The following is a 24,841-nucleotide window of genomic DNA, read 5'->3' as shown; positions in this document are numbered from 1 at the left end:
CATTCACTCATACTTGCGCGCATCTTCGATCACGATGCCGTCGTTGGGCAGCGTGCCGGCGGCCACTCGTTGCACCTGGCCGCGCAATTTTGTGACATCGCGGATGGTCTCGACGATGGCTAGCGCGGCAGCGTCCGACAGCGCTTCTGCTGCTTCGCAGTGCAGCGTCATGATGTCATTGGCCATGACGCCGGAGATCACCAGCCGCGCCTTGGCTATTTCAGGATGGCGGTTGACGATTTGCGCCACTTGCGACGGATGCACGAACATCGCGCGCACTTTGGTAGTCTGGTCGGCGCGGCCCATCCAGCCTTTGATGCGGATATTGGTGCGCCCGCACGGCGAAATGCCCGGCAGGATCGCCGACAGATCGCCGGTTCCGAAGCGGATCAACGGGTAATCGGGATTGAACGAAGTGACGACGACTTCGCCGACTTCGCCGGCCGCGACCGGATCGCCGGTGCCGGGGCGCACGATTTCCAGCAGGATATCTTCATCGAGCACCATGCCGGGATTGATCTGGCCCTCGGTTTCGGTTTCAAAAGCGATATTGCCGATGTCGGCCGACGCATACAGCTGCAGCACGTGCGGCACGCCATGCTCTTGCAGCCATTTCCGCAGCGACGGCGGCAGCGCTTCGGCACCGACCAGCGCACGCTGCACGCTGCTGATGTCGGCCCCCATCTCAATCGCCTTCTCGACGATGATCTTCAGGAAACTCGGGGTGCCGACATAGGCATCGGGCTTGAGCGCAACCATCGCCTGCACCTGCATTTCAGTCTGGCCGCTGCCGGCCGGGATCACCGGGCAACCGAGTTGCGCCGCCGCACTTTCGACCATGAAAGCGGCCGGCGTGAAGTGGTAGGAAAAACAGTTTTGCACTACTTGCCCGGCGCGCAAACCCAGCGCGTACATCGGCCGCGCAAAGCGCCACCAATCCTGGCCCTGCCCTTCCGGGTCGAAAATCGGCCCCGGCGACATGAACAAATGGCGCATCTGCGACGGCGTTTTGGTGGTCATCGCGCCGAATGGCAGCGCCTGCCGCTGCAAGTCATGCAGGTCCGATTTGCGCGTTACCGGCAACTGTGCCAAAGCAGCGCGCGACGTGATGTCGGCGGCCACCGTTTGGCCCAGGATGCGCTGCCAGCCAGCGGCCTGTTGTGCCAGTGCGATCAATTTTGGCAGGCGCAGCATCAGCTCGCGTTCGCGTGCGTCGGGCGCACGGATTTCTAGTGCATCAAGATATTGGGACATGGGGAACCTATTTCAGGGGCGCAAGCGCTAGTGAGCAGAGGTGTAATCGAGTGAGTAGTGCTGGAAAAAGCGTACGGTGCGTCATGCGCCCTTGCAGGGCGCACACAGGCTTGCAAGCCTGTGTCGTTTCGTAGGCGAATGGCGTGCCATTCGAAACCCCTACTACACCCGTACGACCATCAGGCCAGCCAGCGTTTGCGCCGGCGGTAGAACTTCATGTCGCGGAAACTGGTGCGCCCGGCACCGGAGATGCCGAGATAAAATTCTTTCACGTCTTCATTGGTGGCCAGATCGCTAGCTTTGCCTTCCATCACGACCCGGCCGTTTTCCAGGATGTAGCCGAAGTCGGCGTAGCGCAGCGCCACCATGGTGTTTTGTTCGGCCAGCAGGAAAGACACGTTTTCCTTGCTGTTGAGGTCTTTGACGATTTCGAAAATTTCTTCGACGATCTGCGGCGCCAGACCCATCGACGGTTCGTCGAGCAGGATCATCGACGGCTTGGCCATCATCGCGCGGCCGATCGCGCACATTTGCTGTTCGCCGCCCGAGGTGTAGCCGGCCTGCGACTTGCGGCGGGTTTTCAGGCGCGGGAAGTAGTCGTAAATCTTTTCCAGCTCGACTTTCACCTCGGCGTTGCTGATCTCGCGCGTATAAGCGCCGGTCAGCAGATTGTCTTCAATCGACAAATGGGCGAAGCAATGGCGGCCTTCCATAACCTGGATCACGCCGCGCTTGACCAGGCCGTTCGGCGTCAGCTGATCGATCCGCTCGCCGCGGTATTCGATGCTGCCCTTGGTGACATCGCCGCGTTCGGCCGCCAGCAGATTCGAAATGGCTTTCAGGGTGGTGCTTTTGCCGGCGCCGTTGGCACCCAGCAGGGCCACGATTTTGCCTTCCGGCACCTCCAGCGACACGCCTTTGAGGACCAGAATCACGTGGTTATAAATGACTTCGATATTGTTGATGCTTAGTCCTGCGCTCATGTCGGCTCCGCTTTTTGCTACACGTGTTGCTGTGCTTTTTTGCTGCGCTGGTTAGAAGCAGGATGCGCATGGCGCATCCTGCTTCCTGCACTTATTGGCTCTGAGCGGCGATCCGGTTCCGGCTCGCCGCGCACGATCCGGATTACTTCATGCAGCCCGGAGTGATGCCTTTTTCTTTTGCATACTTGGCTGCGCTAGCCTTGAACAGCGGATGGATCAGATTTTTGTTGCCTTCGATCCAGTCTGACACCATGACCCATTTGCTGCCATCCCATTGCTGGATCTTGATCTTGCCCGAGCCTTCATGGTTTTGGCAGGAAGTCTTGATTTCAGGCAACAAACCAGTTGCGCCGAGCTGCTTCAGACGCGCATTGTTCAAGTCGAGGTTTTCCAGCGCCCAGCGCATCTGTTCGCCGGTGATGGTTTTGCCCTTGCCGAATTTCGCCTGTGCGTTGCGGATTGCTTCAACGGTGACAATCGCAATCGATACGCCGCGGTTGTACAGCACCGAGCCGACCTTGTTCTTGTCCTGCATATTGCCCTTGTTGGCGCCATACACAACCGACTTGATGCCGGCAATGGCTGGTGGCGTGTCGCCGGCAACATTCCAAGTGGCGCTCATGTAACCCTTGGCGGCTTCGCCGGCAGGCACCGTATCCTCTTCCGAGCCAGCCCACCAGGAGCCGATCATCTGGTCACGCGGGTAGCCGACTTTCTGCGCCGCTTTCATTGCGGTCTGGTTCATCACGCCCCAACCCCAGAAAATCACATAATCCGGTTTTTCCTGGCGAATCCTGAGCCACTGCGCACCCTGCTCATTGCCGGGATGGGCGACCGGAATCTGTATCACCTTGAACTTGCCGAGCGTGGCTTCGGCATCCAGCGCCGCGATAGGCTCCTTGCCGTAGGCCGAGTCGTGATACATATAGGCAATTTTCTTGCCGGCCAGCGAGCCTTTGTTTTTCGACGCCAGGAACTTGACGATGGCCGATATCTGCATCTGATACGTAGTCACCAGCGGAAACGCATACGGGAACACCGATCCGTCCACCGCATCGGTACGGCCGTAGCCGGGGAACAGCAGCGGCACTTTGTCCTGGACTGATTTTTCGATCAGCGCATAGGTAATGCCGGTCGCCATCACGTTGAAAACGGTGCCGTGCGCAACCGGATCCTTGGCCTTCAGGCGCTCGTAGCACTCGACGCCCTTGGCGTTGTTGTACTCGGTCTCGCATTCTTCCCACGCCAGCTTGACGCCATTGATGCCGCCTTCTTTCATATTGACGTAAGTCATGTAGTCAATCATGCCGCCGTAATAGGCCTGACCGTTGGCGCCGTACGGGCCGACGCGGTAGCTCGGCAGTGCGATGAACTGTTCATTCGCTTGCGCCAGCGCCTGGCCGATTGGCAGCACTAAAGTAGCTACAGCGGCCGCAGCCAGCAGGATTTTTTTAATGGGTTTCATGCGTGTCTCCTTCATATTTATAAGCGGATAAAACGTGGTGCGAGGTACGTGGTGCTGGTAAAAAAGTTGGGATCAATGCGGGAAGGGCCATAAACGCAGCTTTTCCTTGGCGATTTGCCACAGACGCGCCAGGCCGTTTGGCTCGACGATCAGGAAAAAAATGATCAGGCCGCCGAACACCATCATCTGAATATGCGACACGCTGGCATTGGTGAATGGCAGGTGCAGCAGCCCCGCCAGCGGCGGCAGCAGATTGTCGAGAAAGATCGGCAGCAGCAAAATAAACGCAGCGCCCAGAAACGAGCCAAGGATGCTGCCGACGCCGCCGACGATGATCATGAACAGGATCTTGAACGACAGGTCCAGCGAAAAGCCATCCGGCTCGACCGAACCCAGATAGCAAAACGCGTACAGTGCGCCCGCCATTCCGCAATAAAACGAACTGACCGCAAACGCCAGCAGCTTGGTTTTCATCAGCGGAATGCCGATCACTTCAGCGGCGACATCCATGTCGCGCACCGCCATCCAGGCGCGGCCGGTGCTGGAGCGCACCAGGTTTTTGGCCAGCAGTGCCAGTACCGAGACGATGACCAACACGAACAAATATTTTTGCATCGGGGTATCGATCGCATAGCCGAACATTTCCAGCTTTTGCGCATCAATTACGCCGGATGAACTGTTGTTCGAAAACCAGGAAAATTTGGTCAATACCCAGACCACGAAGAATTGCGCCGCCAGCGTTGCCACCGCCAGATAAAAACCCTTGATGCGCAGCGATGGCAAGCCAAACAACACGCCTACCGCAGCCGCGCACAGCCCTCCCATCACGAACGACAGCAAAATCGGCATGCCCTCGATGCGCAGCTGGAAGTTATAGGCTGCATAAGCGCCCACCGCCATGAAAGCGGCCGAGCCGAGCGACAACTGGCCGCAATAGCCGGTCAGGATATTCAAGCCCAGGGCGGCCAGCGCGAACACCAGGAATGGAATCAGCAAGGCTGAAAACCAGTACTCGCTGGCCACCAGCGGCACTACCAGAAAGGCTACCGCCAGCAACAGGCCGACGCCGATACGGTCCTGGCGAATCGGGAAAATCTGACTATCGGCTACATACGAAGTCTTGAACTGGCCGGTTTCACGGTAAAGCATGGGCTCTTCTCCTGATCAATGCGATGCATCTTGGTGCGGCGCACATGTATTGCATGGGTTTTTATACGTTCTGAAGCGTGCTGTTTTGTACTTACCGCTCTACACCCTATCGATATGTTTTTCGCCAAACAGCCCTTCCGGCCGAAACAGCAGAAAAATCAGTGCAAACACGTAAGGGAACCAGCCTTCGATGCCGCCGAAGTTGCCACCGAACATGTCCTGCATCACCGGTGGAATATAGATTTCCGCCAGCTTCTCGGAGGCGCCGATGATCAGGCCGCCGATGATTGCCCCGGGCACCGAGGTAAAGCCGCCCAGGATCAGCACCGGCAAGGCTTTCAACGCGGTCATCGTGAGCGCGAACTGCACCCCGTTGCGCGAGCCCCACAACAGCCCGGCAACCAGCGCCACGAAGCCCGCCACACCCCAGACGATGGCCCAGATATGCTGCAGCGGAATGCCCAGCGACAAGGCCGCCTGATGGTCATCCGCCACCGCCCGCAATGCGCGGCCGATTTTGGTTTTCTGAAAAAACAGCGTCAGCACGGTGACTAGCAAGAGCACGGTGCCGGAGGCAAACAGGTCGAATTTGGAAATGATCAGGCCGGTGCTTTCCATGATGGCGTTGATCGGTTCATCGACGATGCCCAGATTGATCGCGCGCACCTCGTTGCCGAACAGCAGCGGGCCCAGCCCTTCGAGGAAGAAAGTCAGGCCGATGGTGGCCATGAACAGCGTGATCGGCGGTTGATTGACCAACTTGCGCAGCACAAAACGCTCGGTCGCCAGACCCATGACCAACATCACTAAAAAGGAGCCGATGATGGCAATCCATATCGGCAGGCCCATGTCGATCAGGCCAACCACCGCCAGCGCGGCGAAATACACCATTGCGCCCTGGGAAAAATTGAACACGCCGGAAGCCTTGTAAATCAGCACAAAGCCCAGCGCGACCAGTGAATACATCAAACCCGAGAGCAGGCCGTTGATGGTGACTTCAAAAAAGAATTGCATCGTTTTATCCTTTTAACGTAAAAGCCGCGTAGCGACTCGCTTCGCTCGTCGCGCCCGCAAGCGGGAGCGACGGCAGAGAGAATGCGGCCTGTAACTGGGAGCTAGTGCGAGGTGCCGAGATAGGCTTTGATCACGTCAGGATTGCTCATGACTTCAGCCGGCGTGCCGTCACCGATTTTCTTGCCGTAATCGAGCACGACCACGCGGTCCGAAATATCCATCACCACCCCCATGTCGTGTTCAATCAGCACGATGGTGGTGCCGAACTGGTCGTTCACATCCAGGATAAAACGGCACATGTCCTGTTTTTCTTCCACGTTCATGCCGGCCATCGGCTCGTCCAGCAGCAACATGCTGGGCTCGGCAGCCAGCGCGCGCGCCAGCTCGACCCGTTTTTGCAAGCCGTAGGGCAAGCGTCCGACCGGCGTCTTGCGGATGTGCTGGATTTCCAGGAAGTCAATCACTTCCTCGACCTTTTGACGATGTTCGTTCTCTTCCCTACGGGCCGGCCCGATCCACAGCGCATTGGCCAGAAAGCCGGAGCGCATTTTGGTATTGCGCCCGGTCATGATGTTGTCCAGCACCGACATGCCCTTGAACAGCGCGATATTCTGGAAAGTGCGGGCAATCCCCTGGCTCGCGGCTTTGGTCGGGTCCATCTCGTGGCGTCGCTTGCCGTGAAACACGATGTCGCCCAGTTGCGGGTGATACACGCCATTGATCACGTTGAGCATCGAACTCTTGCCGGCGCCGTTGGGGCCGATGATCGCGCGGATTTCGTGCTGTTTGACATCGAAGGAAATATTCGTCAGCGCCTTGACGCCGCCGAACGAAAGTGAAATTCCTTGCAGGTCGAGGATCACTTCACCGATCTTGCGTCGGCCGGCCACGCTAATGTTATTTTCAGTCGTCATAATGCTGGTGTCCCTATCTCTGGCTTACGCGGCTTTATGGAGCGGCGGGAAAGTCTTGACGTCGCGGATTTGCAGATCGGCGCTGACATTGCCCTGCCGTCCGTCTTCGAATTTCACCAGCGTCTCGATGAACTGGCTGGATTTTCCTGCATACAAGGCGTCGATCAACACCGCGTATTTTTCGGCGATGAACTTGCGCCGCACCTTGCGGGTGCGGGTCAGTTCGTCGTCGTCCGGGTCGAGCTCCTTGTGCAGCACCAGAAAGCGGGAAATCTGGGTGCCGGACATCATCGCTTCGGTGGCCAGGTCGGCATTCACTTTTTCGATGCACTCGTTGATCAGGTCGTAGGTTTCCTTCTTGCCGGCCAGATCGGCGTAACCGGAATAGGCAATGCCGCGCCGTTCCAGCCAGTTGCCGACCGCTGCGATATCGACATTGATAAACGCGCACACGGTATCGCGCTCGCTGCCGAAGGCAACCGCTTCCTTGATGAAGGGGAAGAATTTAAGCTTGTTTTCGATGTAGTTGGGGGCAAAAATGTCGCCCTTGTGCATCTTGCCGACATCGGCCGCACGGTCGATGATTTTCAGATGGCCGTCGTCGTCGAAAATGCCGGCGTCGCCAGTGTGGAAGTAACCTTCCGCATCGATCACCTCGGCGGTGGCGTCCGGACGCTTGTAATATTCCTTGAGCATCGCGACCGATTTGACCAGCACTTCGCCATTCTCGGACAGCTTGACTTCGACCCCCGGCGCCGGCATGCCGACGCTGTCGAATTTGATATTGCCGTCCGGCTGCAAGCAGACATAAGCGCAAGTTTCGGTAGCGCCGTACAACTGCTTGAGATTGACCCCGATCGAGCGATAGAAACGGAACAGGTCGGGGCCGATGGCAGCGCCGGCGGTGTACGCGACCCGCACCCGGCTGAGTCCCAGCACGTTTTTCAGCGGGCCGTAAATGCACAGATTGCCCAGCGTGTATTGCAGCCGATCCAGCATCGAGATCGGCTTGCGATCCAGGATATCGACCCCAACCCGGCGCGCCACTTCCATGAAGTAATGGAACATCCGGCGCTTGATGGCACCGGCGTCTTCCATCCGGATCATCACCGAAGTCAGCATGTTTTCGAACACCCGCGGCGGCGCGAAATAATAGGTCGGGCCGATTTCGCGCAAGTCGTTCAAAACGGTTTCGCTCGATTCCGGGCAATTCACGGTGAAACCGACCACCAGCGTTTGCGCATAGGAAAACAGGTTGTCGCCGACCCATGCCATCGGCAGATAGGACAGGATATCTTCGTCTTCGGTGAGCTTGTCGAACGAAGCGCCGCCAGTCGCCGCGGAGATCAGCGCCGCATGGGTCTGGCAAACGCCTTTTGGCTTGCCGGTAGTGCCGGAGGTGTACAGCATGACGGCAACATCGTCGGGCTGGCCAGCATTGACGGTATCCATAAAGAAAGTCGGATGGGCGCGGTCATAGTCACGGCCTAGCTCTTGCAGCTTGCGGTAAGAGATCAGTTCCGACTGCGCGTAATGGCGCATGCCGCGTTCGTCTTCATAAGCGATGTGGGCCACGCCCGGATATTGGGCCTTGAGCTCCATCAGCTTATCGACCTGCTCCTGATCTTCCACCACCACGAAAGAGATTTCGGCATTGTCGAGCACATACGCCATATCGGCGGCGGGCGCGTCCTGATACAACGGCACCGCAATCCCGCCCAGGCATTGGGCGGCAATCATTGCCCAGTACAGGCGAGGCCGGTTGTCGCCGACAATCGCCAGGTGCATGCCGCGCTGAAAGCCTTGCGCCGCCAGGCCGCAGGCCAGCGCACGCACTTCTTCATTGACTTGCAGCCAGTTCCAGGTTTGCCAGATGCCCAGATCTTTTTCGCGGTAAGCAGGCTTGCCTGGACGCGTTTGTGCGTGTTGCAGCAATAGCCGGGGAAAAGTAAGTCCCCCCGGACTTTGTTTTGTCTCCATCATCTCCAACCTCTTATATGTATTGCGACTGCCAGTTTCAGACAGCACGCTTACGTCGGTCTTACAGTGTCTGTTACTTCAACGCACCGTGTATTTATGGGATGATAATAGGCTGCAGGATGCAGTGCTGCTGTCATTTCAAAGACAATGTAGTGACAATTTAGCGACTTTTGATATTGCGACGCACCATGACAATTCCCCGTTCCAGCCTATTAGATGCGCTGCGCCAGACTATATGGGCGCAATGCTTAACCCCGCTGCAGATGCAGCATGTTGAAACCGAAATTATCGAGCAACAGGTTCCGGCCGGCGGTTACGTCTGCCACAGAGGCGAAAAGGTTGAAGCCTGGATCGGCGTCATCGATGGCCTGGTCAAAATCAACAACCTGTCTTTGAATGGTAAATCGGTGACTTTTACCGGAGTGCCTACCGGCGGCTGGTTCGGCGAGGGCTCGCTGCTCAAGGATGAGCCGCGCAAATATGACGTGATGGCTTTGCGCGACAGCAGGATTGCACGCATGCCCGGCAGCACGTTTCGCTGGCTGCTCGATCACAGTTTGCCGTTTACCCAGTTCCTACTGATGCAGCTCAATGAGCGGCTCGGGCAATTCATCGCCACCGTCGAGTACGACCGCTTGCTCGATGTCGACGCGCGCGTGGCACGCTGTCTGGCCAGCATGTTCAATCCGCACCTGTATCCGGGCAGCGCCAGCCATTTGCAAATTTCGCAGGAAGAAATCGGCTACTTGTCCGGCACCTCCCGCCAGCGCGCCAACCAGGCGCTGCAAGTGCTGGAAAAAGCCGGCTTGTTGCGGGTCGATTACGGCGGCATCCTGATCGTCGATGTGAATGGCTTGCGCACCTTCCATGCATCTTAAAAAACAGGGAGTATGGCATTATTTATAGCATTGTCCGCATATATACTATGCGTTATTAAATAATACAGATTGTAGTATATGCAAATATCGAAAACCGGTCAGGTTCTGAAGCCAAGCCTGAACATCATCGGTTGCGGCCACGTCGGAAGCGTTCTGGGGCGCTTGTTTGCGCAACAAAACGCATTTCTGGTGCAGGATGTGCTGACGCGTTCACTGGCCAGCGCCAGCGACGCGGCGGCCTTTATCGGTGCCGGCCGGGCCTGCTCCGATATGGCGGAATTGCACAGTGCAGATATCACGCTGCTGGGCATGCCGGACGACCAGATCAGCGCGGCTTGCGCGGCGCTGGCGGCAACGAGTTTGCTGAACAAAGACAGCATCGTGTTTCATTGCAGCGGCGCGTTGTCGTCAGAAGTATTGTCGGCCGCGCGCGCTTGCGGTGCGGCGGTGGCAAGCGTGCATCCGGTGCGCAGCTTTGCCGATGCCGAAGCGGTGGCGCAGCAATTCGCCGGCACTTTTTGCGGCGTCGAAGGCGACGCGCGCGCGTTGCAGGTATTGCAGCCGGCTTTGCTGGCGATTGACGCGCAGCCGGTGCCGCTGGATGCCAGCGCCAAGACGCTGTATCACGCGGCGTCGGTGTTTGCCTGCAATTATCTGACGACGATTATCGATACTGCGCTGCGGGCTTATATTGCCGCCGGCATCGCGCCCGATCTGGCGCGCCAGATGGCGCAACCTTTGATTTCCGAAACCCTCGCCAACATTTTCAGGCTCGGTCCCGAACAGGCGCTGACCGGGCCGATTGCGCGCGGCGATCTGGCCACCGTAGCCAAACAGCAAGCGGCAGTCACCGCCTGGGATAGCGCGGCGGGTACGCTGTATGGTGCGCTGGCCGATGCCACCCAACAACTGGCACAACGCCGCCACGAACAGAAGCCCAGCGGTTAATCCGGGCGGCCATGCCCACGATCGTCACGCCGAGAGTCCTTTGACGCTCAAAAAAAGCTGCCGAATTTGGGAGTGGCAGCTTTTCTTTCGGCACATTGACGCTGCCTTTGGCTCTTCGCGCTGCTGCAAAACGGCTGCAGCAGCGCCTCAGAAACTATTTCTTGCTCTGTAGTACGCCATCTATCCGGCGTACAAGATTGAGGGAATTGTCTGTTCTCAATGCCTCCGGCAGCAGTGACGCCGGCATATCCTGATAGCTGACCGGTCGCAGAAAACGGAAAATGGCCAGACTGCCGACGGAAGTGGACTTGCCGTCGGAGGTGGATGGATAAGGCCCGCCATGCACCATAGCGTGACCGACTTCCACACCCGTGCCAAAGCCGTTGACCAAGATCCGGCCGACACGCCGTTCCAATGCGGGCAGAAAATTCCGGACGTCGCCATAATCGGCTTCATCGATGTGAAGAGCGCCGGTCAATTGACCTTCAAGTCCTTCCACAATTTCCAGCATGGTCGCCAGATCGGGGCAGCGCACAACCAGCGACGCTGCGCCGAATATCTCGTCGCGCAAGCCCGCATGTTTCAGGAACGATGCTGCAGTAGTGGAAAACAGCGCGGCCTGGCCTTGATGCTGCGCGCCGCTCTTGCCGCGCCCCTCGGTTTTCACCTCGGGGTGGGACGCAAACGTTGCAACGCCAGAATCGTAAGCCTGATGAATGCCGGGCGTCAGCATGGTCGATGCAGGGACTTCGGACAGCGCCGCCTCGGCCGCTTCGATGAAACTGTCCAGTTCCGGACCGTCAACCGCCAGAACCAGCCCGGGATTGGTGCAAAACTGTCCTGAGCCCATCACCAGCGAAGCTGCGAATGCCTTGCCGATTGCTGCGGCGCGCTTGGACAGCGCATGCGGAAACAGCAACACAGGGTTGATGCTGCTCATTTCGGCATACACCGGGATCGGCTCGCTTCTGGCTGCTGCAAGCTGCATCAATGCGGTGCCGCCCGCGCGCGATCCGGTAAAACCAACGGCCTTGATGCGACGATCTGAAACCAGTCCTTGCCCGATATCGCGTGCGCTATCGAACAAAAGCGAAAACGTCCCTGGCGGCAAAGCGCAATCCCTGACTGCTTTTTGAATCGCCCGCCCGACCAGTTCGGAAGTGCCGGGATGGGCGGAATGCGCTTTGACGATTACCGGACATCCTGCCGCCAGCGCCGATGTGGTATCGCCGCCGGCGACCGAAAAGGCGAGCGGAAAGTTGCTGGCGCCGAAAACCGCAACAGGACCCAGCGCGATGTTGCGCAGCCGCAAATCGACGCGCGGCAGAGGTTTTCTGTCCGGTTGCGCCGGGTCGATCCGCAATTCCAGAAAGTCGCCGTTTCTGACCACGCCGGCGAACATGCGCAGCTGGCCGACTGTACGCCCGCGCTCGCCCTCGATGCGCGCACGCGGCAGGCCGCTTTCGCTAACGCAGCGCTCAATCAAGGCGTCGCCGATTTCCAGGATGTTTTCGGCAATCGTTTCCAGAAATTTTGCACGTGCTTCCAGCGAAGTTTCGCGATACAGATCGAATGCCTGCCATGCCAGTGCGCAAGCCTGCTCAAGATGTTCGCGGGTGGCGCCGCCGAACGATGGTTCCAGCGTCGCGCCGCTGGCGGGATTAATGCCCTTGATCGCGCCATTGGTGCCATGCACCGCTTGATCGCCAATCAGTAAATTGCCCAAAATGTTCATTCCTGATTCCTTGAAAAAAAATGAAAATGCGGCGGCCGAAAGCATGTTCCGCTCGCCCTCAGCGCAGCCGCCGCATCGCTGTGCGCTTTATTTGCCCCAGCGCAGAACCAGGGGGTCCAGGCGACGGGCAATCTGCAGCAAGCCGGCGCGCGTCGCAGGATCAACCGGTTGCAGCGGATGGCGCACCGCGTCCGAGGCAATCACGCCGCCTTCCTTCATCAGAATCTTGGAGGAAGCCAGCCCGCTTTGCCGATTTTCGAAGTTGATCAGCGGCAGCCATTGCTGGTAATGTTCGGCCGCCAGTTCGGTATCGCCGGCGACGTAAGCATCAATGATCTTGCGAATCCCGTCCGGGAAGCCGCCGCCGGTCATCGCACCGGTGGCGCCGGCATCGAGATCGGCCATCAGCGTAATCGCTTCTTCGCCGTCCCATGGCCCGACAATGGCGTCGCCGCCCAACGCTATCAGTTCGCGCAGCTTGGCCGCAGCCTGCGGCACTTCAATCTTGAAGTAAGAAACGTTTTCAATTTCCTTGGCCATTTTTGCCAGGAATGACACGGACAAATGGGTGCCGCTGGCGGGCGCATCCTGAATCATGATCGGGATATCTATCGCATCGGATACGGTGTTGAAAAATTCATAAATACCGCGTTCCGCAACCCGGAAGGTGGCGCCGTGATACGGCGGCATGATCATCACCATTGCCGCGCCGGCATCTTGCGCGCTGCGGCTGCGCTCGGCACAGATGCGCGAGCTGAAGTGCGTGGTGGTGACGACCACCGGCACCCGCCCGGCTACATGCTCCAGCGCGGTACGAATCAAAATCGTGCGCTCGTCATCGCTGAGAACGAACTGTTCCGAGAAATTGGCGAGAATACAAATGCCTTCGGAACCCGCATCGATCATGAAATCGAGACAGCGGCGCTGGCCGTCCAGATCAAGCGCGCCCTGATCGGTGAAAATTGTTGGAGCCACCGGGAAAACGCCGCGGTAATAAGGTTTGATAGTTTTATTGTTCATGAATTTTTGCTTCCGATTTCAAATGGTAAGTGACGCAAGGCCGGCGATTTTTTGCAGCGCTCTACGTCGGCTCCGGTTCATGCCGAGCAATTAAAAATCAAGTGATCGCGCCGATTTGCCAGGGCACGAATTCATTTTGGCCATAGCCGTGTTTTTCGCTGCAGCTTTGCTTGCCGGAGGCGGTATCGAGCATCAGTTGAAACAGTTCCCGGCCCTTTTCCTCAATGGTCGCTTCACCGGTCAAAATCGTGCCGCAATTCACGTCCATGTCTTCCTGCTGGCGATTCCATAGCACGTTATTGGTGGCGATTTTCAGGGATGGCGTCGGCGCGCAGCCATAGGCCGAGCCGCGGCCGGTGGTGAAGCAAATCAGGTTGGCGCCGCCCGCCACTTGCCCGGTCGCGGAGATCGGGTCATAGCCTGGGGTATCCATGAATACCAATCCTTTGGCGCTCACTTGTTGCGCGTATTCGTAGACCTCGATCAGATTGGTATTGCCGGCCTTGGCGATGCCGCCCAGGGATTTTTCCAGCACGGTGGTCAGGCCGCCGGCCTTGTTTCCAGCCGATGGATTATTGTTCATCGCGGCGTGATTGCGGGCGCAGTAGTCTTCCCACCAGTGAATGCGACGGATCAGTTTTTCGCCGACTTCGCGATTGACCGCGCGCCGGGTCAGCAGATGTTCGGCACCGTAAATTTCCGGTGTTTCCGAGAGGATCGCCGTGCCGCCGTTCTGCACCAGCAGATCAACCGCGGCACCGAGCGCAGGATTGGCCGAAATGCCGGAATAGCCGTCCGAACCGCCGCATTGCAAGCCGACGATCAGGTGGCTTGCCGGAACCGGCTGCCGGCTGATCTGGTTCGCCTTAGCCAGCATCGCATTGACCAGTTCGACGCCGAGCGCGATGGTTTTGGCGGTGCCGCCGGTGTCCTGAATATTGAAGGTTTTCAGAAACTCGGCTTCAACCAGGCCCTGGGTTTCCATGATTTTGGAAATTTGATTGGTTTCGCAGCCCAGGCCGATCACCAGCACGCCCGCGAAGTTCGGATGTGTTGCATAGCCGCCCAGCGTGCGTTGGAGCATGGCCAGGCCCTCGCCTTCAGGATCAACCGCACAGCCGGCGCCATGGGTCAGCGCCACCACTCCATCCACGTTCGGGAAAGCCGCCAGCGCTTGCGGATACACATCGCGGCGAAAGCGCTCGGCAATCGCGCGCGCCACCGTCGCCGAACAATTCACCGAGGTCAGGATGCCGATGTAATTGCGCGTTGCAACCCGGCCGTCAGGACGGACGATGCCGTCGAAGGTGGCCGGATTTTCCGCCAGCACCGTTGGCTTGGCATCCGCACAAAACGCATAGTCGCGGGTGAACTCGCCCATCGCCAGGTTGTGCGTATGGACATGCTCGCCAGGAACAATCGTACGGCTGGCGAAACCGATGATTTGCCCATAACGCTTGACGGGCTGGCCTTGCTCGATCCGTTTCGCGGCGACCTTATGGCCGGCCGGTATCAAGCCCGATACCTTGATACCCTCGCCGGACAATACAGTTCCGCCAACTAACTGGCTGCGAGCGATGACGACGTCATCGTCTTTATGCAGCCGTACCGCTTGCATCGAAGCAGCCGGCGTTGCCACTGGGGCGTTCATCACGTCTTGCGTTGTAGGCATTTCGGAATCCATCCAGTTTAATTGAGCATTTCTTTAGGCAACGACACGCCAAAGTACTTCTTGTAAATCTCGTTGAGCTTGCCGTTTTTCAGGTTGGCCTGGGTCCATTTGTCCAGCCATGCCTTCAGTTCAGGATCATTCTTGCGAATGCCGAGACCGAGCGGGAACATCTTCATCACGAATTTCGGCTCGACATCGCGTGACGGATTGTTCTTTTTGACGGCCGGAATAACGCTCATCGCGGCAGCGATATAGTCTTGCTGTCCGGTTGAAACGGCGGTATTGGTGGTCGCGTCATCCTCGTAGCGGACGATATTGACGTCGGCGACTTCTTTCACGCCGCGCGACAATTCCTGATCGCTGGTGGTGCCGCGCGTGACCGCAATGGTTTTATTGGCGAGGTCGGAAAACGCAGTGATTTTGCTCTTGGACGGGCCGCCGACTACCACCTGGATCACTGCATACGGAACCGAGAAATCGATTACCTTCTTGCGCTCATCGGTGATTGAAAAAGATGCGATGACGACGTCCGCTTTCTTGGTCAACAGGAAAGGAACCCGGTTCGGTCCGGACACGGGCACTACTTCGAGTTCTACGCCAAGGTCTTTTGCCAGCAGTTGCGCAGTTTCGATGTCCGAGCCGCTTTGCCTGGCCTGCCCATCGAGCATGCCGTAAGGAGGCGCGCCGATATCGACGGCGATCATGATTTTCTTGCGCTGACGGACGGTGTCCAGAGTATCCGCCTTGGCGAAGGATGACAGGCTCACCAGGCAAAGTCCCAACATGCTGCCGATTAATAGATTATGTTTTTTCATGGTCTCACTCCGTTATTGGCCTTGCGGCCGGTTAATTACAGTCCGCTACAAACAAATTGATTCAACTCGGCGGTAATGGGCTGCTGCAGCATGTCCCCGTTCCCGCGCTCCCATACAACCCCGTGATGCATGAACAAAATCTGGTCTGCCACGTTGCGCGCAAAGGCCATTTCATGCGTTACCAGAACCATCGTCATGCCGTCGGCGGCCAGGTTCTCGATGACTTTCAATACTTCGCCGGTCAATTCCGGATCCAGTGCCGACGTCACTTCATCGAACAGCATCAGAGTCGGCTTCATGGCCAGCGAGCGCGCAATGGCGACGCGCTGCTGCTGGCCGCCGGACAGTTGTTCCGGATATGCGTCGGCCTTGTCTTCGAGCCCCACTTTTTTCAACACATCGCGCGCCAGGTCGCGTGCATCATGTCCGCTGACGCCGTTCACCTTGCGCGGCGCAAGCGTGATGTTTTCTTCCACAGTGAGATGCGGAAACAGGTTGTAACTTTGAAAAACGATGCCGACGTCCTTGCGTAGCGCATGCAAGTTGACATTCGGCTGGTGCATCGCGCGGCCGCACGCATAGAGTTCGCCGCTGTTGATGCTCTCAAGTCCGTTAATGCAGCGCAACGCGGTGCTCTTGCCGGACCCGCTGCGACCGATCAGGGCTACGACTTGGCCCTTGGTCACTTCAAAGCTGACGCCTTTCAATATCTCCGTGGCTCCGAAGGATTTGCGGACATTGTCAAACTTGACGATGGTGTTCATGGCTGGTCTCCTGGTTCCTGTTAGCTTCTTTTGAATTTCCGCTCAAGCCTGGCGGCGAGTCGGGAAAGCGGATAACACATTGCGAAATAAATGACTGCGGCGATGGTAAAGATGATGAAGGGCTCGAACGTAGAGTTGTTTACCACCCGAGCCGAATAGGTCAGATCAAAGAAGCCAATCACTACCGCGTAGGAAGAATTCTTCACAATCTGAACCAGAAACCCGACCGTAGGCGGCACCGCAAGCCGGGCCGCCTGAGGCAAGATCACATGCGCGGCCGTTTTTACCGGCGACAGCGCCAGGCATTCGGCTGCTTCCCATTGGGTGCGCGGTACAGCTTGAATACAGCCTTTCCAGATCTCGCCCAAATACGCGCCAGAATAAGCAGTCATGGCAATGCCGGCAGCCACCAGGGCAGGCAGGTTAAATCCTGTCACGCTGATGCCGAAATACACCATGAACATAATGATCGGCAGTGGTACGCCTTGGATCAGCTGAACCAGCAAGCCGGAGCTCTTGCTGATCCATTTATTGCGACTGCTGCGCGCCAGGGCGATCGGCAATCCAAGCAGCGTGCCGCCGACAAAGCCCAGGGCGGACAGGATGATGGTCCAGCCGGCGCCTTTAAAGATGAAAAACAAATGATCGATTGTTATTCCGTGCATGTCAGTCTCCTGAGGATTAACCATTAGCCTTCAGACGGCGGCGGCGCGGGAAGGCAATATCGGCGCCCTGTTCCATGATCAAGCGCAACAGCCACGACAAGACCAGGTAGACAACGGCGATCACGATGTAGATTTCAAACCCCCGGAATGTCTCGGACTGGATGCGATAGCCGATCGCCGTCAGTTCTTCCGCCGAAATTTGCGACATGATTGATGTCGCCAGCATCATCAGGACAAACTGGCTGATCAGGGATGGATACATTTTTTCCACCGCTTGCGGCAGGATCACGTGCCAAATCACACGCCAGCGCGGCAGGCCGAGGCACTCGGCCGCTTCCAGCTGACCTTTGGGAATGGACTCGATTCCAGCGCGAATGATTTCGGTACTGTAGGCCGCGACATTGATGACCAGCGCAAAGATCGCAGCGGCCAAGGCGGGAACCCGGACATGCATCGCCGCCAACCCGAAAAACAGCCAGAACGCCTGAATCACCAACGGCGTATTGCGGATCACATCCACGTACCACGTCACCGCTTTGCGGGCCCATGGCGGCCCGTACACGCGCGCGATCGAGAAGGCCGCGCCGGCGATGAAACCGAAGGCAATGCTGAGAACCGACATGCGGATGGTGAGCCAGATGCCATCGAGTATGTCGCGCCAGTGCGTTGCCAAAAAACTGAAGTCGAATTCGTAATCCATTGTGTTATCTCCTTGATTGCACGCGTCAATCGACGGTGCTTTTATTATTAGAGTTGGTTGACGTCACCTGCATTGAAGACGTTGCTGACACGTTTGAATGTATTGCGCAGCGGCTCGCCGAATCCCGGCAAACTGATTTCAAAGATATCGCCCTCGCAGGTGGCGACGCCATCCGAAAAAGACGCGCTGGCGGAGCCGAAGAAATACACATGCACATCGCCCGGGCGCAAAAATTGCGCATATTTGAAATGGTGATATTCAAGGTTCTCTATGGTGTGACTCATATTCTCTTCGCCGGTCCGAAAGCGCTTTTCCCACAACAATTCGCCGTCGCGGAAGATGCGGCTAAAGCCGGACAGCTTCTTGGGTAAAGTGCCGACCCGCAGCTCGGGGCCGAATGAGCAATAGCGCAATTTGGAATGCGCAAGGTAAAGGTAGTTGCGCCGCTCCATGATGTGATCGGAAAACTCGTTACCGGCCGCAAAGCCCAGTCGGTAAGGTTTGCGATCAGGTCCGATAACATAAAGCCCGGTCAGTTCGGGCTCTTCCCCGGCATCTTCGGCAAATCCGGGAACCGGAATCGCACAACCCGGATGGATCAGAATGCTGCCGTCGCCCTTGTAGAACCACTCTGCCTGCACCCCTGGCGTGCCCGATGGCGGACGGCCGCCTTCTAGCCCCCAGCGAAATACCCGCATCGAGTCGGTCATCGCTTCATGCGGAACTTGATCCTGATGCATCGCATCGCGCAGGGAGGCGCTGCCCAGATGGGTCAGCCCGGTTCCGCTAAGCAGGCAATGCGCGGGATCTTCGTCATGGTCCAGTGGAACCAGAATGCGAGATTCCGCGAGAATTGCCTTATAGGAATCATCTCCCTCCTCGCCCAGCGCCTCGACCTCGGCTTCCAGGCTGCGCCGGTTGACGATCGCGGCCATCGCAATCCGGCGCGTCGAACGGACATCCTTGACGACACCGACACGTTCGTCGTCAGTCCGGATAACCCCGACGCGGCGCCGCTCTTTATCGTCCAAGAATTGAATTAATCGCATGCTGTCTCCTGTAGGCGTCTTTATCTGACTTTGCCTATTTCCCTGGCGTTTCGCCGGGATATCATTTTATGCAGCGACTATAGGTGGGCTCGCTCCTGCTGTATATTGAATTGTTTCCATAACGTGATCACTTTTACGACTCACATGAAAAGCACGATTGACGTACTGATGTCCAGGCTGCGAATGAAGCAATTACAGCTATTGATTGCGCTCGACGATCACAAATCGCTGCACAAGGCCGCAGGCGTGATGGCCATGACGCAGTCGGCAGCAAGCAAGGCGCTGCATGAACTTGAATCCATGTTTGAAGCACCGTTGTTCGAGCGATCTAAAAGCGGCATGCTGCCAAACCAGTTCGGCCATTGCATCATTCGCTATGCGCGGCTTTTGGCGGCAGATCTGTCAGCCTTGTGTCAGGACATTGCTGAAATACGATCCGGCAAGGGTGGCCGGTTGGCCATTGGGACCATCATGGGTGCAATTCCGGACGTAGTGGTGCCGATCTTGAACTGGCTCCATACCAGACAGCCAAATCTCTCGATCGAGGTAATTGAAGATACAAGTCGTCGGATGCTCTCGATGCTTGACGATGGACGCCTGGATTTGGTGATAGGACGCTCGAGCGTCAGTGATCAACCTGGAAAATATCACTATCAACCGCTGCGGGATGAGCCAATTTCAGTGGTGGTAGGTTATGCGCACCCTCCACTTGAGAAGAAAGAACTTATCTTTCATGACTTAAAGGATCACCGCTGGCTGGTGTATCCAAGCCACATGCCGATGCATGCGCTACTGGAGAGGGAAATGGATCTGGCCGGCTTGAGCATGCCATCGAATCAAATTTCAACTGCATCGACCTTCGTCACCATTTCAATCTTGCAGCGCAGTACTGACATCGTGGCGTTATTGCCCACCGACGTAGCCGATTTTTTTGTCCGGCATAAGATGATCCGGATTCTTCCGCTGGAATTGAAATCGAAATACCAAACCTTCGGCATCGTGACCAGGAAAGGCGGCGCGCTTTCCCCTGCGGCCGACCAATTCATTCACTTATTGCGCGACAGGAATCTGATGCATTGATCAGGCTTGAAATAGCCACGAGAGATAATGCGCAATCGGATATCCCTAACTTGCCGGAAAAAAATCCGCCCGGCACAAATCCGGCAGTTTTTTGAGCGTTAAAGCGACCGCGCAGCCGGCACCACAGGATCGACGTGGGTCATCAGACTGAGCACCTGATGCCGCGCCATCACGCGCTGGCGCGCATCGACTGCTATATCGTGGCCTTGCGCAACGGTCATGCCGGCATCCAGCTCCAGATGCACATCGACGATAGCCAGGTCGCCCACCCGACGCGTGCGCAAGTCGTGCAATCCCAATACCCCGGGAGTCTGGCGCAACGTCTGGTCGATGGCGGCGATCTCTTCGACTGAGACCGCGCGGTCCATCAGGTCATGCAAGGCATTCCAGGCAAAGATAGCGCCCATCCGCGTCACCATCAGGCCCACCACCAGGGCCGCAATCGGGTCCAGCAGCGCAAAACCCAGCAGGTTGCCGCCAATCCCAAGCGCCACCACCAGCGAGGACGCCGCATCCGAACGTGCATGCCAAGCGTTGGCTACCAACAGCGAAGAGCGCAGGCGCTTGGCGACCGCCAGCATGTAGCGAAACAGCAATTCCTTGGCCAGCAACGCGCCCAGCGCCACATACAGCGCGATCACATGGACTTGGGAAATCGTGTGCGGCGATTCGATCTTGACGAAGGCCGTCCACAGCATGCCCAGACCAACCGCCAGCAACAGGCCGCCCAGCACCAGCGACGCCGCATTTTCATAACGATGATGGCCATAATGATGATCTGCATCGGCGGCTTTGCTGCTGTGCCTACTGGCCAGCAGGACGACAAAATCAGCCAGCAAATCCGAGAGCGAATGGATGCCGTCGGCAATCAGCGCCTGCGAACTGGCGAACAGGCCGGCCGTGACTTGCAGCGCAGTCAATATCAGATTGACGAAGACGCTGACCAAAATACTGCGCCGCGCCGCCTGCTGCTTGTGCGGTGTGTCGTGCTCGCGGGATTCCGGGCGTTCAGCCATGGTTGGTTGCATCAGATTTGTATGCTATTGGAGCATTTCATCGGTTTCAAAATTCAGCTTAGTTGGCAATTGCTTCCTTGGCTGCTAGCCCGGCATTTTGGGCCGGAGGCAAGGCTGCTTCAGGCTTGACGATATCGATCTTGTTTTCGCGCATATAGCCGTCCATTTCCTTCCAGCCGCTGAAAACCGCAGCCCGCCTGGTATCGGGATTGCGCGCAAAACAATCTTCAATCCCCCGGCCGGCGTAACGGCAGGCGCTGCCGGTGGCGCTCGATTCCGCATCGCGGCTTGCCACCTCCTTGGCCGGATCGACAAAACCGAGCCGATCGCAGGAAGACAAAAACAAGTTCGTTGCCAGTGCAACGCCGAGAATGTACCAGGGCCGAATTCGCATGCATGCGCCAAAAAAGTGTGAACTGGCCGATTTTATCCTGTCACGCCGGCAAAGTGGAATGCCGCGCTTCGGATCGAAGCCTAGCAGACCACCCTCTGCCGCCCGGCTACCCGCGGCAGACGCAGCTCAGAGACGCCGCTCGACTTCGGCTACTACCGCCGTCAGCATTTTGTGCACATCGGCCTGCACCATCACGCGGCCCAGCAGCAATGGCACGAAAAAATCCGGCTCCATGCTGCCGCGATAGGTAATCAAGGTGCCGGCGCCCGACTCCACCGGCGTCAGTTCCCAGCGCGAGGCGTAGTGCTTCATGTCGCCCGCCACCAGCGCCACGTCGAGCGTCGAAAACGGATGTTCGGTCACGCGCACCACCAGATGGATTGCTTGCCGCATGAAGAAAAAACCGATGCTGCCCTGTTGCTCGATGATGGCTTCATCGCCACCGCGCGAAAGCAGCGTCGAAGACAGCAGATCGGGTATGAATTCAGACAGCCGGCCGTAATCGGTCAGCACCGCCCAAGTCTGCTGCGGCGTGGCGCGAACCAGTCCGCTCACCTGTATCTCGAACAAGATGCGACCTTTTTCGTGATTGCGTTTAACGCTGACTTCGATGCTGCCATTCAGCGTCCCTTCTTTCTTCCATACCAGTGCGGTACAGGTAATTGCTAAAAGAAGGAAAAAGTATGTCATTCATATAATGTATAGCATAGAGCGCACTACGCAAACAGGGTGCCGGGCGCAATCTGCAACAGTAATGATCTGCCTCTATAGTTAGTTCAACCGGAGATGCAACGATGCATACCTTACCTTGGCAGCCGATACTCGATTTCTGGTTTTTGCCAGCCGACAATCCCGGGTACGGCCAGGCCCGGGCTGCGTGGTTCCGCAAGGATGCGGCCTTCGATGCACAAATTCGCTCACTTTTTGGCCCGTTGCTAGAACAGGCGCAAGCGGGCGGCCTGACTGACTGGGACGCCAGCCCGTCCGGTGCGCTGGCCCGAATTCTGTTGCTCGATCAGTTCGCCCGCAACGCTTTTCGCGACAGCCCGCGTGCCTTTGCCGGCGATGCGCTGGCGCTTGCCGGCGCGCAGGCATTAGTTGACGTCGGTGCCGACCGCCAGTTTGCGCCGCTACAACGCTGGTTCCTCTATTTGCCGTTTGAGCATGCCGAAGATCTCGCGCTGCAGGAACGTTCGGTGGCGTTGTTTTCCCAGTTGCAGCAGGAAAGTGAGCAAAAAAGTGCGCAAAAACACGGCGATTTCGCCGCTGCGCTCGATTACGCGCTGCAGCATCGTGCGGTAATTGCCCGCTTTGGCCGCTTTCCACATCGCAATAGCATTTTGGGCCGCCCATCGACGGCAGCCGAACTGGAATACTTGCGCCAGCCGGGCGCCGGATTTTAAGCAGTCGCCCAGTGATCCGGGCCGCCCTCGCCGTGATGTTCATTAAACTCCAGCAAGATATCTTCGCGCACATTTTCCGGCAGATTCGGGTACCGAATCCCCGCTTCGATCGCGCGATATTCGCTGGTTGCCGCCGCCAGCGCGGCCGGCACCGGGTATTTGTCCAGATAGGCGGCGATCCAATCCTCGCTCAAGCCGGTTTTTAACTGGGCCCGCTGTTCGTCGCTCAACGCGGCGAAGCTGCCGACCCCGAGATCGATCTGCTGCATCAGCTCGTCGAGTTGCTGCGCGCTGGACGGTGGTTCCGGGTAATGATCCATGGCATTGCTCGCTTTCCTGGCGGCCAAAAGTTGACATGAAAAAGGCCAACCGGATTCGGCTGGCCTTGGATTCCTAGCTGGTCGGCGGCATCACAGACAGAGCGCACACTCGCGCCTGTCCCACTACTGTTTCCAAATTAAAGACGCTTACTTCGGGCTTAACTGGGCTCGGATTTCGCCGTTCGGATAGGCTGCGCTGTGGACGTTGACGTACAGATTGCCCGCCATATAACTGGCATATTGCTTATCGGTAAGCATCGCACCGTCCGGAACCATCCATGCGTCGTCGGCGCTTTTTGTCAGCTTAAAGATGACCGGGCCATTGGTGCCGACAGCGCCTTCGTGGATATGGGCCACCTTGGCCTCGATGCCGGTGGTCATGATGCTGCCGCTTACCGATTTATCTGCTGACACCGTAATCGCGCCATGCCCGGTAGCTGCGGTATTGACCGGCGGAACTTCATGACTGCCGTCGAGCTTCATCTCGGACATGCCCTCCATCTTGCTGCTTGGCATGCTCTGCATCTTGCTGTCTGGCATGCTCTGCACCTTGCTGCTCGACATGTCGGACGTTTTGCCGTCGGACATGCCCGCTTTGGAGGCGCAGCCTGCCACCATTACCACGCTTAGCGCACCCAACAAGACAGGCATCATTTTTCTTGAAATGGTTTTCATGTAGTCCCCTAGGTTAAAAAAAGTGTGCCGGCTTCATAGCCGCCCGGTCAGCAGCATGATAAGCAGAATCACAACCACAATGCCAACAATCCCGCTGGGGAAATAACCCCAGCCTTGGCTGTGGGGCCAGCTCGGCAGCGCTCCGATCAAGATCAGGATCAGGACGATCAGTAGGATTGTTCCGATACTCATGTGAGCCTCCTATGTTTATTGAATAACCGACAGCAGCGCATCGGAATATTTTTCTAAAACTGCATGCATGGCACTAATGGAACGAAACGCTACGAATAGCCGGCTAAGTAAAACATCTGGTCTTTGAGGGCCGCACGCCGGGGTGGATCGCGCATTGGCTGAGACGTGATCCGCCGGCGTTTTTATGCGGATCTATTTGCCATATTTCGACTTGGCCGATGCGACGCACGCTTCCTTCGCGGGACCCGCTAAGGCGTCGCATTTTTCGATTGCCACTTTGTAATCGGCGTCGCTCTTATCCACCTTCGCGTCCGTTTTCACTTCGCTGATTTCCTTGCTGGCTTTCGCATCGACAACTGCCTTGGTATGCACTGCCTTGGCTTCCTTGACACAGACGTCCTTGGCATTTCCGCTTTGGGCGTTGCACTTCTCCTTGGCCACCGCATAGTCTCCATCTACCTTAGCAACGCGCGCGTCCATCTGCGCTTTCGGGGTATTTTTGTACTGGGCTTCGGCTTCCGCCTTGCTGTGTTTTTCAGCCGCCTTGGCTTCCGCGATGCAGACATCCTTCGGATTTGCTTTCAAGGTATCGCATTGGGTGCGCGCCGCTTTATAGGTTGCGGTAGCGCTGTCCTTGGCCGACTTATAGGTGGCTTTCTCTGCATCGGTCGCCGCAAAGGCAGCTGCAGCAAAACTGAAAGTGGCGAAACCGAGAAAAATATTTACGAGTATTTTTTTCATTTTCATTCCTTTGAA

Annotated in this window: 26 protein-coding genes; 4 read left to right on the top strand and 22 right to left on the bottom strand. The window is 57.3% G+C overall.

What is annotated here, in order from left to right; genetic code table 11:
• Positions 1 to 3 precede the first annotated feature (3 nt).
• The 7 genes from FKCLFG_RS00450 to FKCLFG_RS00420 all read right to left on the bottom strand — a co-directional run bounded on the left by FKCLFG_RS00450 (position 4) and on the right by FKCLFG_RS00420 (position 8,759).
• Entirely contained in the window at positions 4 to 1,254 is a 1,251-nt protein-coding gene (locus FKCLFG_RS00450; protein ID WP_472614292.1) for a phenylacetate--CoA ligase family protein, read from the bottom strand.
• A gap of 179 nt (positions 1,255 to 1,433) precedes the next feature.
• Positions 1,434 to 2,237, bottom strand: a complete 804-nt coding sequence (locus FKCLFG_RS00445; RefSeq protein ID WP_472614291.1) for an ABC transporter ATP-binding protein — start codon at positions 2,235 to 2,237, stop codon at positions 1,434 to 1,436.
• A 142-nt stretch (positions 2,238 to 2,379) separates the two neighbouring features.
• Entirely contained in the window at positions 2,380 to 3,702 is a 1,323-nt protein-coding gene (locus FKCLFG_RS00440) for an ABC transporter substrate-binding protein (protein ID WP_472614290.1), read from the bottom strand.
• Between the two features lie 72 nt (positions 3,703 to 3,774).
• The gene (locus tag FKCLFG_RS00435) at positions 3,775 to 4,851 is read right to left on the bottom strand and encodes a branched-chain amino acid ABC transporter permease (RefSeq protein WP_472614289.1); all 1,077 of its coding nucleotides are present in this window, start codon (positions 4,849 to 4,851) and stop codon (positions 3,775 to 3,777) included.
• Between the two features lie 99 nt (positions 4,852 to 4,950).
• A complete protein-coding gene (locus FKCLFG_RS00430; RefSeq protein WP_472614288.1) occupies positions 4,951 to 5,865 on the bottom strand; it encodes a branched-chain amino acid ABC transporter permease in 915 nt (304 codons plus the stop codon).
• A gap of 101 nt (positions 5,866 to 5,966) precedes the next feature.
• Positions 5,967 to 6,779 (bottom strand): ABC transporter ATP-binding protein, encoded by an 813-nt coding sequence (locus FKCLFG_RS00425; protein WP_472614287.1) that lies wholly within the window; start codon positions 6,777 to 6,779, stop codon positions 5,967 to 5,969.
• A 24-nt stretch (positions 6,780 to 6,803) separates the two neighbouring features.
• Positions 6,804 to 8,759: an AMP-binding protein gene (locus FKCLFG_RS00420; RefSeq protein WP_472615888.1), complete on the bottom strand. Its 1,956-nt coding sequence runs from the start codon at positions 8,757 to 8,759 to the stop codon at positions 6,804 to 6,806.
• A 188-nt stretch (positions 8,760 to 8,947) separates the two neighbouring features.
• Here FKCLFG_RS00420 and FKCLFG_RS00415 point away from each other — a divergent pair, with 188 nt between their 5' ends.
• Positions 8,948 to 9,637, top strand: a complete 690-nt coding sequence (locus tag FKCLFG_RS00415) for a Crp/Fnr family transcriptional regulator (protein ID WP_472614286.1) — start codon at positions 8,948 to 8,950, stop codon at positions 9,635 to 9,637.
• Positions 9,638 to 9,715: 78 nt separating this feature from the next.
• Positions 9,716 to 10,585 (top strand): Rossmann-like and DUF2520 domain-containing protein, encoded by an 870-nt coding sequence (locus tag FKCLFG_RS00410; RefSeq protein ID WP_472614285.1) that lies wholly within the window; start codon positions 9,716 to 9,718, stop codon positions 10,583 to 10,585.
• A gap of 154 nt (positions 10,586 to 10,739) precedes the next feature.
• Here FKCLFG_RS00410 and FKCLFG_RS00405 read toward each other — a convergent pair whose 3' ends face one another.
• The 8 genes from FKCLFG_RS00405 to araD1 all read right to left on the bottom strand — a co-directional run bounded on the left by FKCLFG_RS00405 (position 10,740) and on the right by araD1 (position 19,005).
• Positions 10,740 to 12,320: an aldehyde dehydrogenase (NADP(+)) gene (locus FKCLFG_RS00405; protein WP_472614284.1), complete on the bottom strand. Its 1,581-nt coding sequence runs from the start codon at positions 12,318 to 12,320 to the stop codon at positions 10,740 to 10,742.
• A gap of 87 nt (positions 12,321 to 12,407) precedes the next feature.
• Positions 12,408 to 13,340 (bottom strand): dihydrodipicolinate synthase family protein, encoded by a 933-nt coding sequence (locus FKCLFG_RS00400; RefSeq protein WP_472614283.1) that lies wholly within the window; start codon positions 13,338 to 13,340, stop codon positions 12,408 to 12,410.
• A 97-nt stretch (positions 13,341 to 13,437) separates the two neighbouring features.
• Complete coding sequence (locus FKCLFG_RS00395; RefSeq protein ID WP_472615887.1) at positions 13,438 to 14,991, bottom strand: UxaA family hydrolase; 1,554 nt, start codon at positions 14,989 to 14,991, stop codon at positions 13,438 to 13,440.
• Between the two features lie 38 nt (positions 14,992 to 15,029).
• Complete coding sequence (locus tag FKCLFG_RS00390; RefSeq protein ID WP_472614282.1) at positions 15,030 to 15,827, bottom strand: transporter substrate-binding domain-containing protein; 798 nt, start codon at positions 15,825 to 15,827, stop codon at positions 15,030 to 15,032.
• A 35-nt stretch (positions 15,828 to 15,862) separates the two neighbouring features.
• Entirely contained in the window at positions 15,863 to 16,591 is a 729-nt protein-coding gene (locus FKCLFG_RS00385) for an amino acid ABC transporter ATP-binding protein (protein WP_472614281.1), read from the bottom strand.
• A 20-nt stretch (positions 16,592 to 16,611) separates the two neighbouring features.
• Positions 16,612 to 17,256 carry an amino acid ABC transporter permease gene (locus FKCLFG_RS00380; RefSeq protein WP_472614280.1) on the bottom strand — a complete coding sequence of 215 codons (645 nt, stop codon included), beginning with the start codon at positions 17,254 to 17,256 and terminating at the stop codon, positions 16,612 to 16,614.
• A gap of 16 nt (positions 17,257 to 17,272) precedes the next feature.
• Complete coding sequence (locus FKCLFG_RS00375; protein ID WP_472614279.1) at positions 17,273 to 17,956, bottom strand: amino acid ABC transporter permease; 684 nt, start codon at positions 17,954 to 17,956, stop codon at positions 17,273 to 17,275.
• Between the two features lie 47 nt (positions 17,957 to 18,003).
• Positions 18,004 to 19,005 carry an AraD1 family protein gene (gene araD1, locus FKCLFG_RS00370; RefSeq protein WP_472614278.1) on the bottom strand — a complete coding sequence of 334 codons (1,002 nt, stop codon included), beginning with the start codon at positions 19,003 to 19,005 and terminating at the stop codon, positions 18,004 to 18,006.
• A 144-nt stretch (positions 19,006 to 19,149) separates the two neighbouring features.
• On the opposite strand from araD1, the gene FKCLFG_RS00365 reads away from it, so the two are divergent.
• Positions 19,150 to 20,085, top strand: coding sequence for a LysR family transcriptional regulator (locus tag FKCLFG_RS00365; RefSeq protein WP_472614277.1), 936 nt, complete (start codon positions 19,150 to 19,152; stop codon positions 20,083 to 20,085).
• Between the two features lie 98 nt (positions 20,086 to 20,183).
• Here FKCLFG_RS00365 and FKCLFG_RS00360 read toward each other — a convergent pair whose 3' ends face one another.
• The 3 genes from FKCLFG_RS00360 to FKCLFG_RS00350 all read right to left on the bottom strand — a co-directional run bounded on the left by FKCLFG_RS00360 (position 20,184) and on the right by FKCLFG_RS00350 (position 22,185).
• A complete protein-coding gene (locus tag FKCLFG_RS00360) occupies positions 20,184 to 21,113 on the bottom strand; it encodes a cation diffusion facilitator family transporter (protein WP_472614276.1) in 930 nt (309 codons plus the stop codon).
• A 46-nt stretch (positions 21,114 to 21,159) separates the two neighbouring features.
• Complete coding sequence (locus FKCLFG_RS00355) at positions 21,160 to 21,495, bottom strand: hypothetical protein (protein WP_472614275.1); 336 nt, start codon at positions 21,493 to 21,495, stop codon at positions 21,160 to 21,162.
• A gap of 126 nt (positions 21,496 to 21,621) precedes the next feature.
• A complete protein-coding gene (locus FKCLFG_RS00350; RefSeq protein ID WP_472614274.1) occupies positions 21,622 to 22,185 on the bottom strand; it encodes an SRPBCC family protein in 564 nt (187 codons plus the stop codon).
• 104 nt (positions 22,186 to 22,289) lie between these two features.
• Between FKCLFG_RS00350 and FKCLFG_RS00345 the strand changes: the two genes are divergently transcribed.
• Positions 22,290 to 22,898, top strand: coding sequence for a DUF924 family protein (locus FKCLFG_RS00345; protein WP_472614273.1), 609 nt, complete (start codon positions 22,290 to 22,292; stop codon positions 22,896 to 22,898).
• Here the strand turns inward: FKCLFG_RS00345 and FKCLFG_RS00340 are convergent.
• The 4 genes from FKCLFG_RS00340 to FKCLFG_RS00325 form a co-directional block, all read right to left on the bottom strand.
• Positions 22,895 to 23,218 (bottom strand): hypothetical protein, encoded by a 324-nt coding sequence (locus FKCLFG_RS00340; protein ID WP_472614272.1) that lies wholly within the window; start codon positions 23,216 to 23,218, stop codon positions 22,895 to 22,897. The two genes, FKCLFG_RS00345 and FKCLFG_RS00340, sit on opposite strands and share 4 nt — an antisense overlap.
• 147 nt (positions 23,219 to 23,365) lie before the next feature.
• Entirely contained in the window at positions 23,366 to 23,893 is a 528-nt protein-coding gene (locus FKCLFG_RS00335) for a CHRD domain-containing protein (protein ID WP_472614271.1), read from the bottom strand.
• A gap of 33 nt (positions 23,894 to 23,926) precedes the next feature.
• A complete protein-coding gene (locus FKCLFG_RS00330) occupies positions 23,927 to 24,085 on the bottom strand; it encodes a DUF3309 domain-containing protein (protein WP_472614270.1) in 159 nt (52 codons plus the stop codon).
• Between the two features lie 192 nt (positions 24,086 to 24,277).
• Positions 24,278 to 24,826 carry a hypothetical protein gene (locus FKCLFG_RS00325; protein ID WP_472614269.1) on the bottom strand — a complete coding sequence of 183 codons (549 nt, stop codon included), beginning with the start codon at positions 24,824 to 24,826 and terminating at the stop codon, positions 24,278 to 24,280.
• Positions 24,827 to 24,841: the final 15 nt, after the last annotated feature.

It is taken from the genome of Gelidimonas denitrificans (genome assembly GCF_055694065.1).
The sequence above is the reverse complement of the archived record's forward strand: the minus strand, read 5'-3'. Positions and strand labels throughout refer to the sequence as shown.

Coding starts and splice junctions, on each gene's coding strand:
- FKCLFG_RS00450 (WP_472614292.1), bottom strand. CDS start 1,254: ATGTCCCAATATCTTGATGCACTAGAAATCCGTGCGCCCGACGCACGC.
- FKCLFG_RS00445 (WP_472614291.1), bottom strand. CDS start 2,237: ATGAGCGCAGGACTAAGCATCAACAATATCGAAGTCATTTATAACCAC.
- FKCLFG_RS00440 (WP_472614290.1), bottom strand. CDS start 3,702: ATGAAACCCATTAAAAAAATCCTGCTGGCTGCGGCCGCTGTAGCTACT.
- FKCLFG_RS00435 (WP_472614289.1), bottom strand. CDS start 4,851: ATGCTTTACCGTGAAACCGGCCAGTTCAAGACTTCGTATGTAGCCGAT.
- FKCLFG_RS00430 (WP_472614288.1), bottom strand. CDS start 5,865: ATGCAATTCTTTTTTGAAGTCACCATCAACGGCCTGCTCTCGGGTTTG.
- FKCLFG_RS00425 (WP_472614287.1), bottom strand. CDS start 6,779: ATGACGACTGAAAATAACATTAGCGTGGCCGGCCGACGCAAGATCGGT.
- FKCLFG_RS00420 (WP_472615888.1), bottom strand. CDS start 8,759: ATGGAGACAAAACAAAGTCCGGGGGGACTTACTTTTCCCCGGCTATTG.
- FKCLFG_RS00415 (WP_472614286.1), top strand. CDS start 8,948: ATGACAATTCCCCGTTCCAGCCTATTAGATGCGCTGCGCCAGACTATA.
- FKCLFG_RS00410 (WP_472614285.1), top strand. CDS start 9,716: ATGCAAATATCGAAAACCGGTCAGGTTCTGAAGCCAAGCCTGAACATC.
- FKCLFG_RS00405 (WP_472614284.1), bottom strand. CDS start 12,320: ATGAACATTTTGGGCAATTTACTGATTGGCGATCAAGCGGTGCATGGC.
- FKCLFG_RS00400 (WP_472614283.1), bottom strand. CDS start 13,340: ATGAACAATAAAACTATCAAACCTTATTACCGCGGCGTTTTCCCGGTG.
- FKCLFG_RS00395 (WP_472615887.1), bottom strand. CDS start 14,991: ATGAACGCCCCAGTGGCAACGCCGGCTGCTTCGATGCAAGCGGTACGG.
- FKCLFG_RS00390 (WP_472614282.1), bottom strand. CDS start 15,827: ATGAAAAAACATAATCTATTAATCGGCAGCATGTTGGGACTTTGCCTG.
- FKCLFG_RS00385 (WP_472614281.1), bottom strand. CDS start 16,591: ATGAACACCATCGTCAAGTTTGACAATGTCCGCAAATCCTTCGGAGCC.
- FKCLFG_RS00380 (WP_472614280.1), bottom strand. CDS start 17,256: ATGCACGGAATAACAATCGATCATTTGTTTTTCATCTTTAAAGGCGCC.
- FKCLFG_RS00375 (WP_472614279.1), bottom strand. CDS start 17,956: ATGGATTACGAATTCGACTTCAGTTTTTTGGCAACGCACTGGCGCGAC.
- araD1 (WP_472614278.1), bottom strand. CDS start 19,005: ATGCGATTAATTCAATTCTTGGACGATAAAGAGCGGCGCCGCGTCGGG.
- FKCLFG_RS00365 (WP_472614277.1), top strand. CDS start 19,150: ATGAAAAGCACGATTGACGTACTGATGTCCAGGCTGCGAATGAAGCAA.
- FKCLFG_RS00360 (WP_472614276.1), bottom strand. CDS start 21,113: ATGCAACCAACCATGGCTGAACGCCCGGAATCCCGCGAGCACGACACA.
- FKCLFG_RS00355 (WP_472614275.1), bottom strand. CDS start 21,495: ATGCGAATTCGGCCCTGGTACATTCTCGGCGTTGCACTGGCAACGAAC.
- FKCLFG_RS00350 (WP_472614274.1), bottom strand. CDS start 22,185: ATGACATACTTTTTCCTTCTTTTAGCAATTACCTGTACCGCACTGGTA.
- FKCLFG_RS00345 (WP_472614273.1), top strand. CDS start 22,290: ATGCATACCTTACCTTGGCAGCCGATACTCGATTTCTGGTTTTTGCCA.
- FKCLFG_RS00340 (WP_472614272.1), bottom strand. CDS start 23,218: ATGGATCATTACCCGGAACCACCGTCCAGCGCGCAGCAACTCGACGAG.
- FKCLFG_RS00335 (WP_472614271.1), bottom strand. CDS start 23,893: ATGAAAACCATTTCAAGAAAAATGATGCCTGTCTTGTTGGGTGCGCTA.
- FKCLFG_RS00330 (WP_472614270.1), bottom strand. CDS start 24,085: ATGAGTATCGGAACAATCCTACTGATCGTCCTGATCCTGATCTTGATC.
- FKCLFG_RS00325 (WP_472614269.1), bottom strand. CDS start 24,826: ATGAAAAAAATACTCGTAAATATTTTTCTCGGTTTCGCCACTTTCAGT.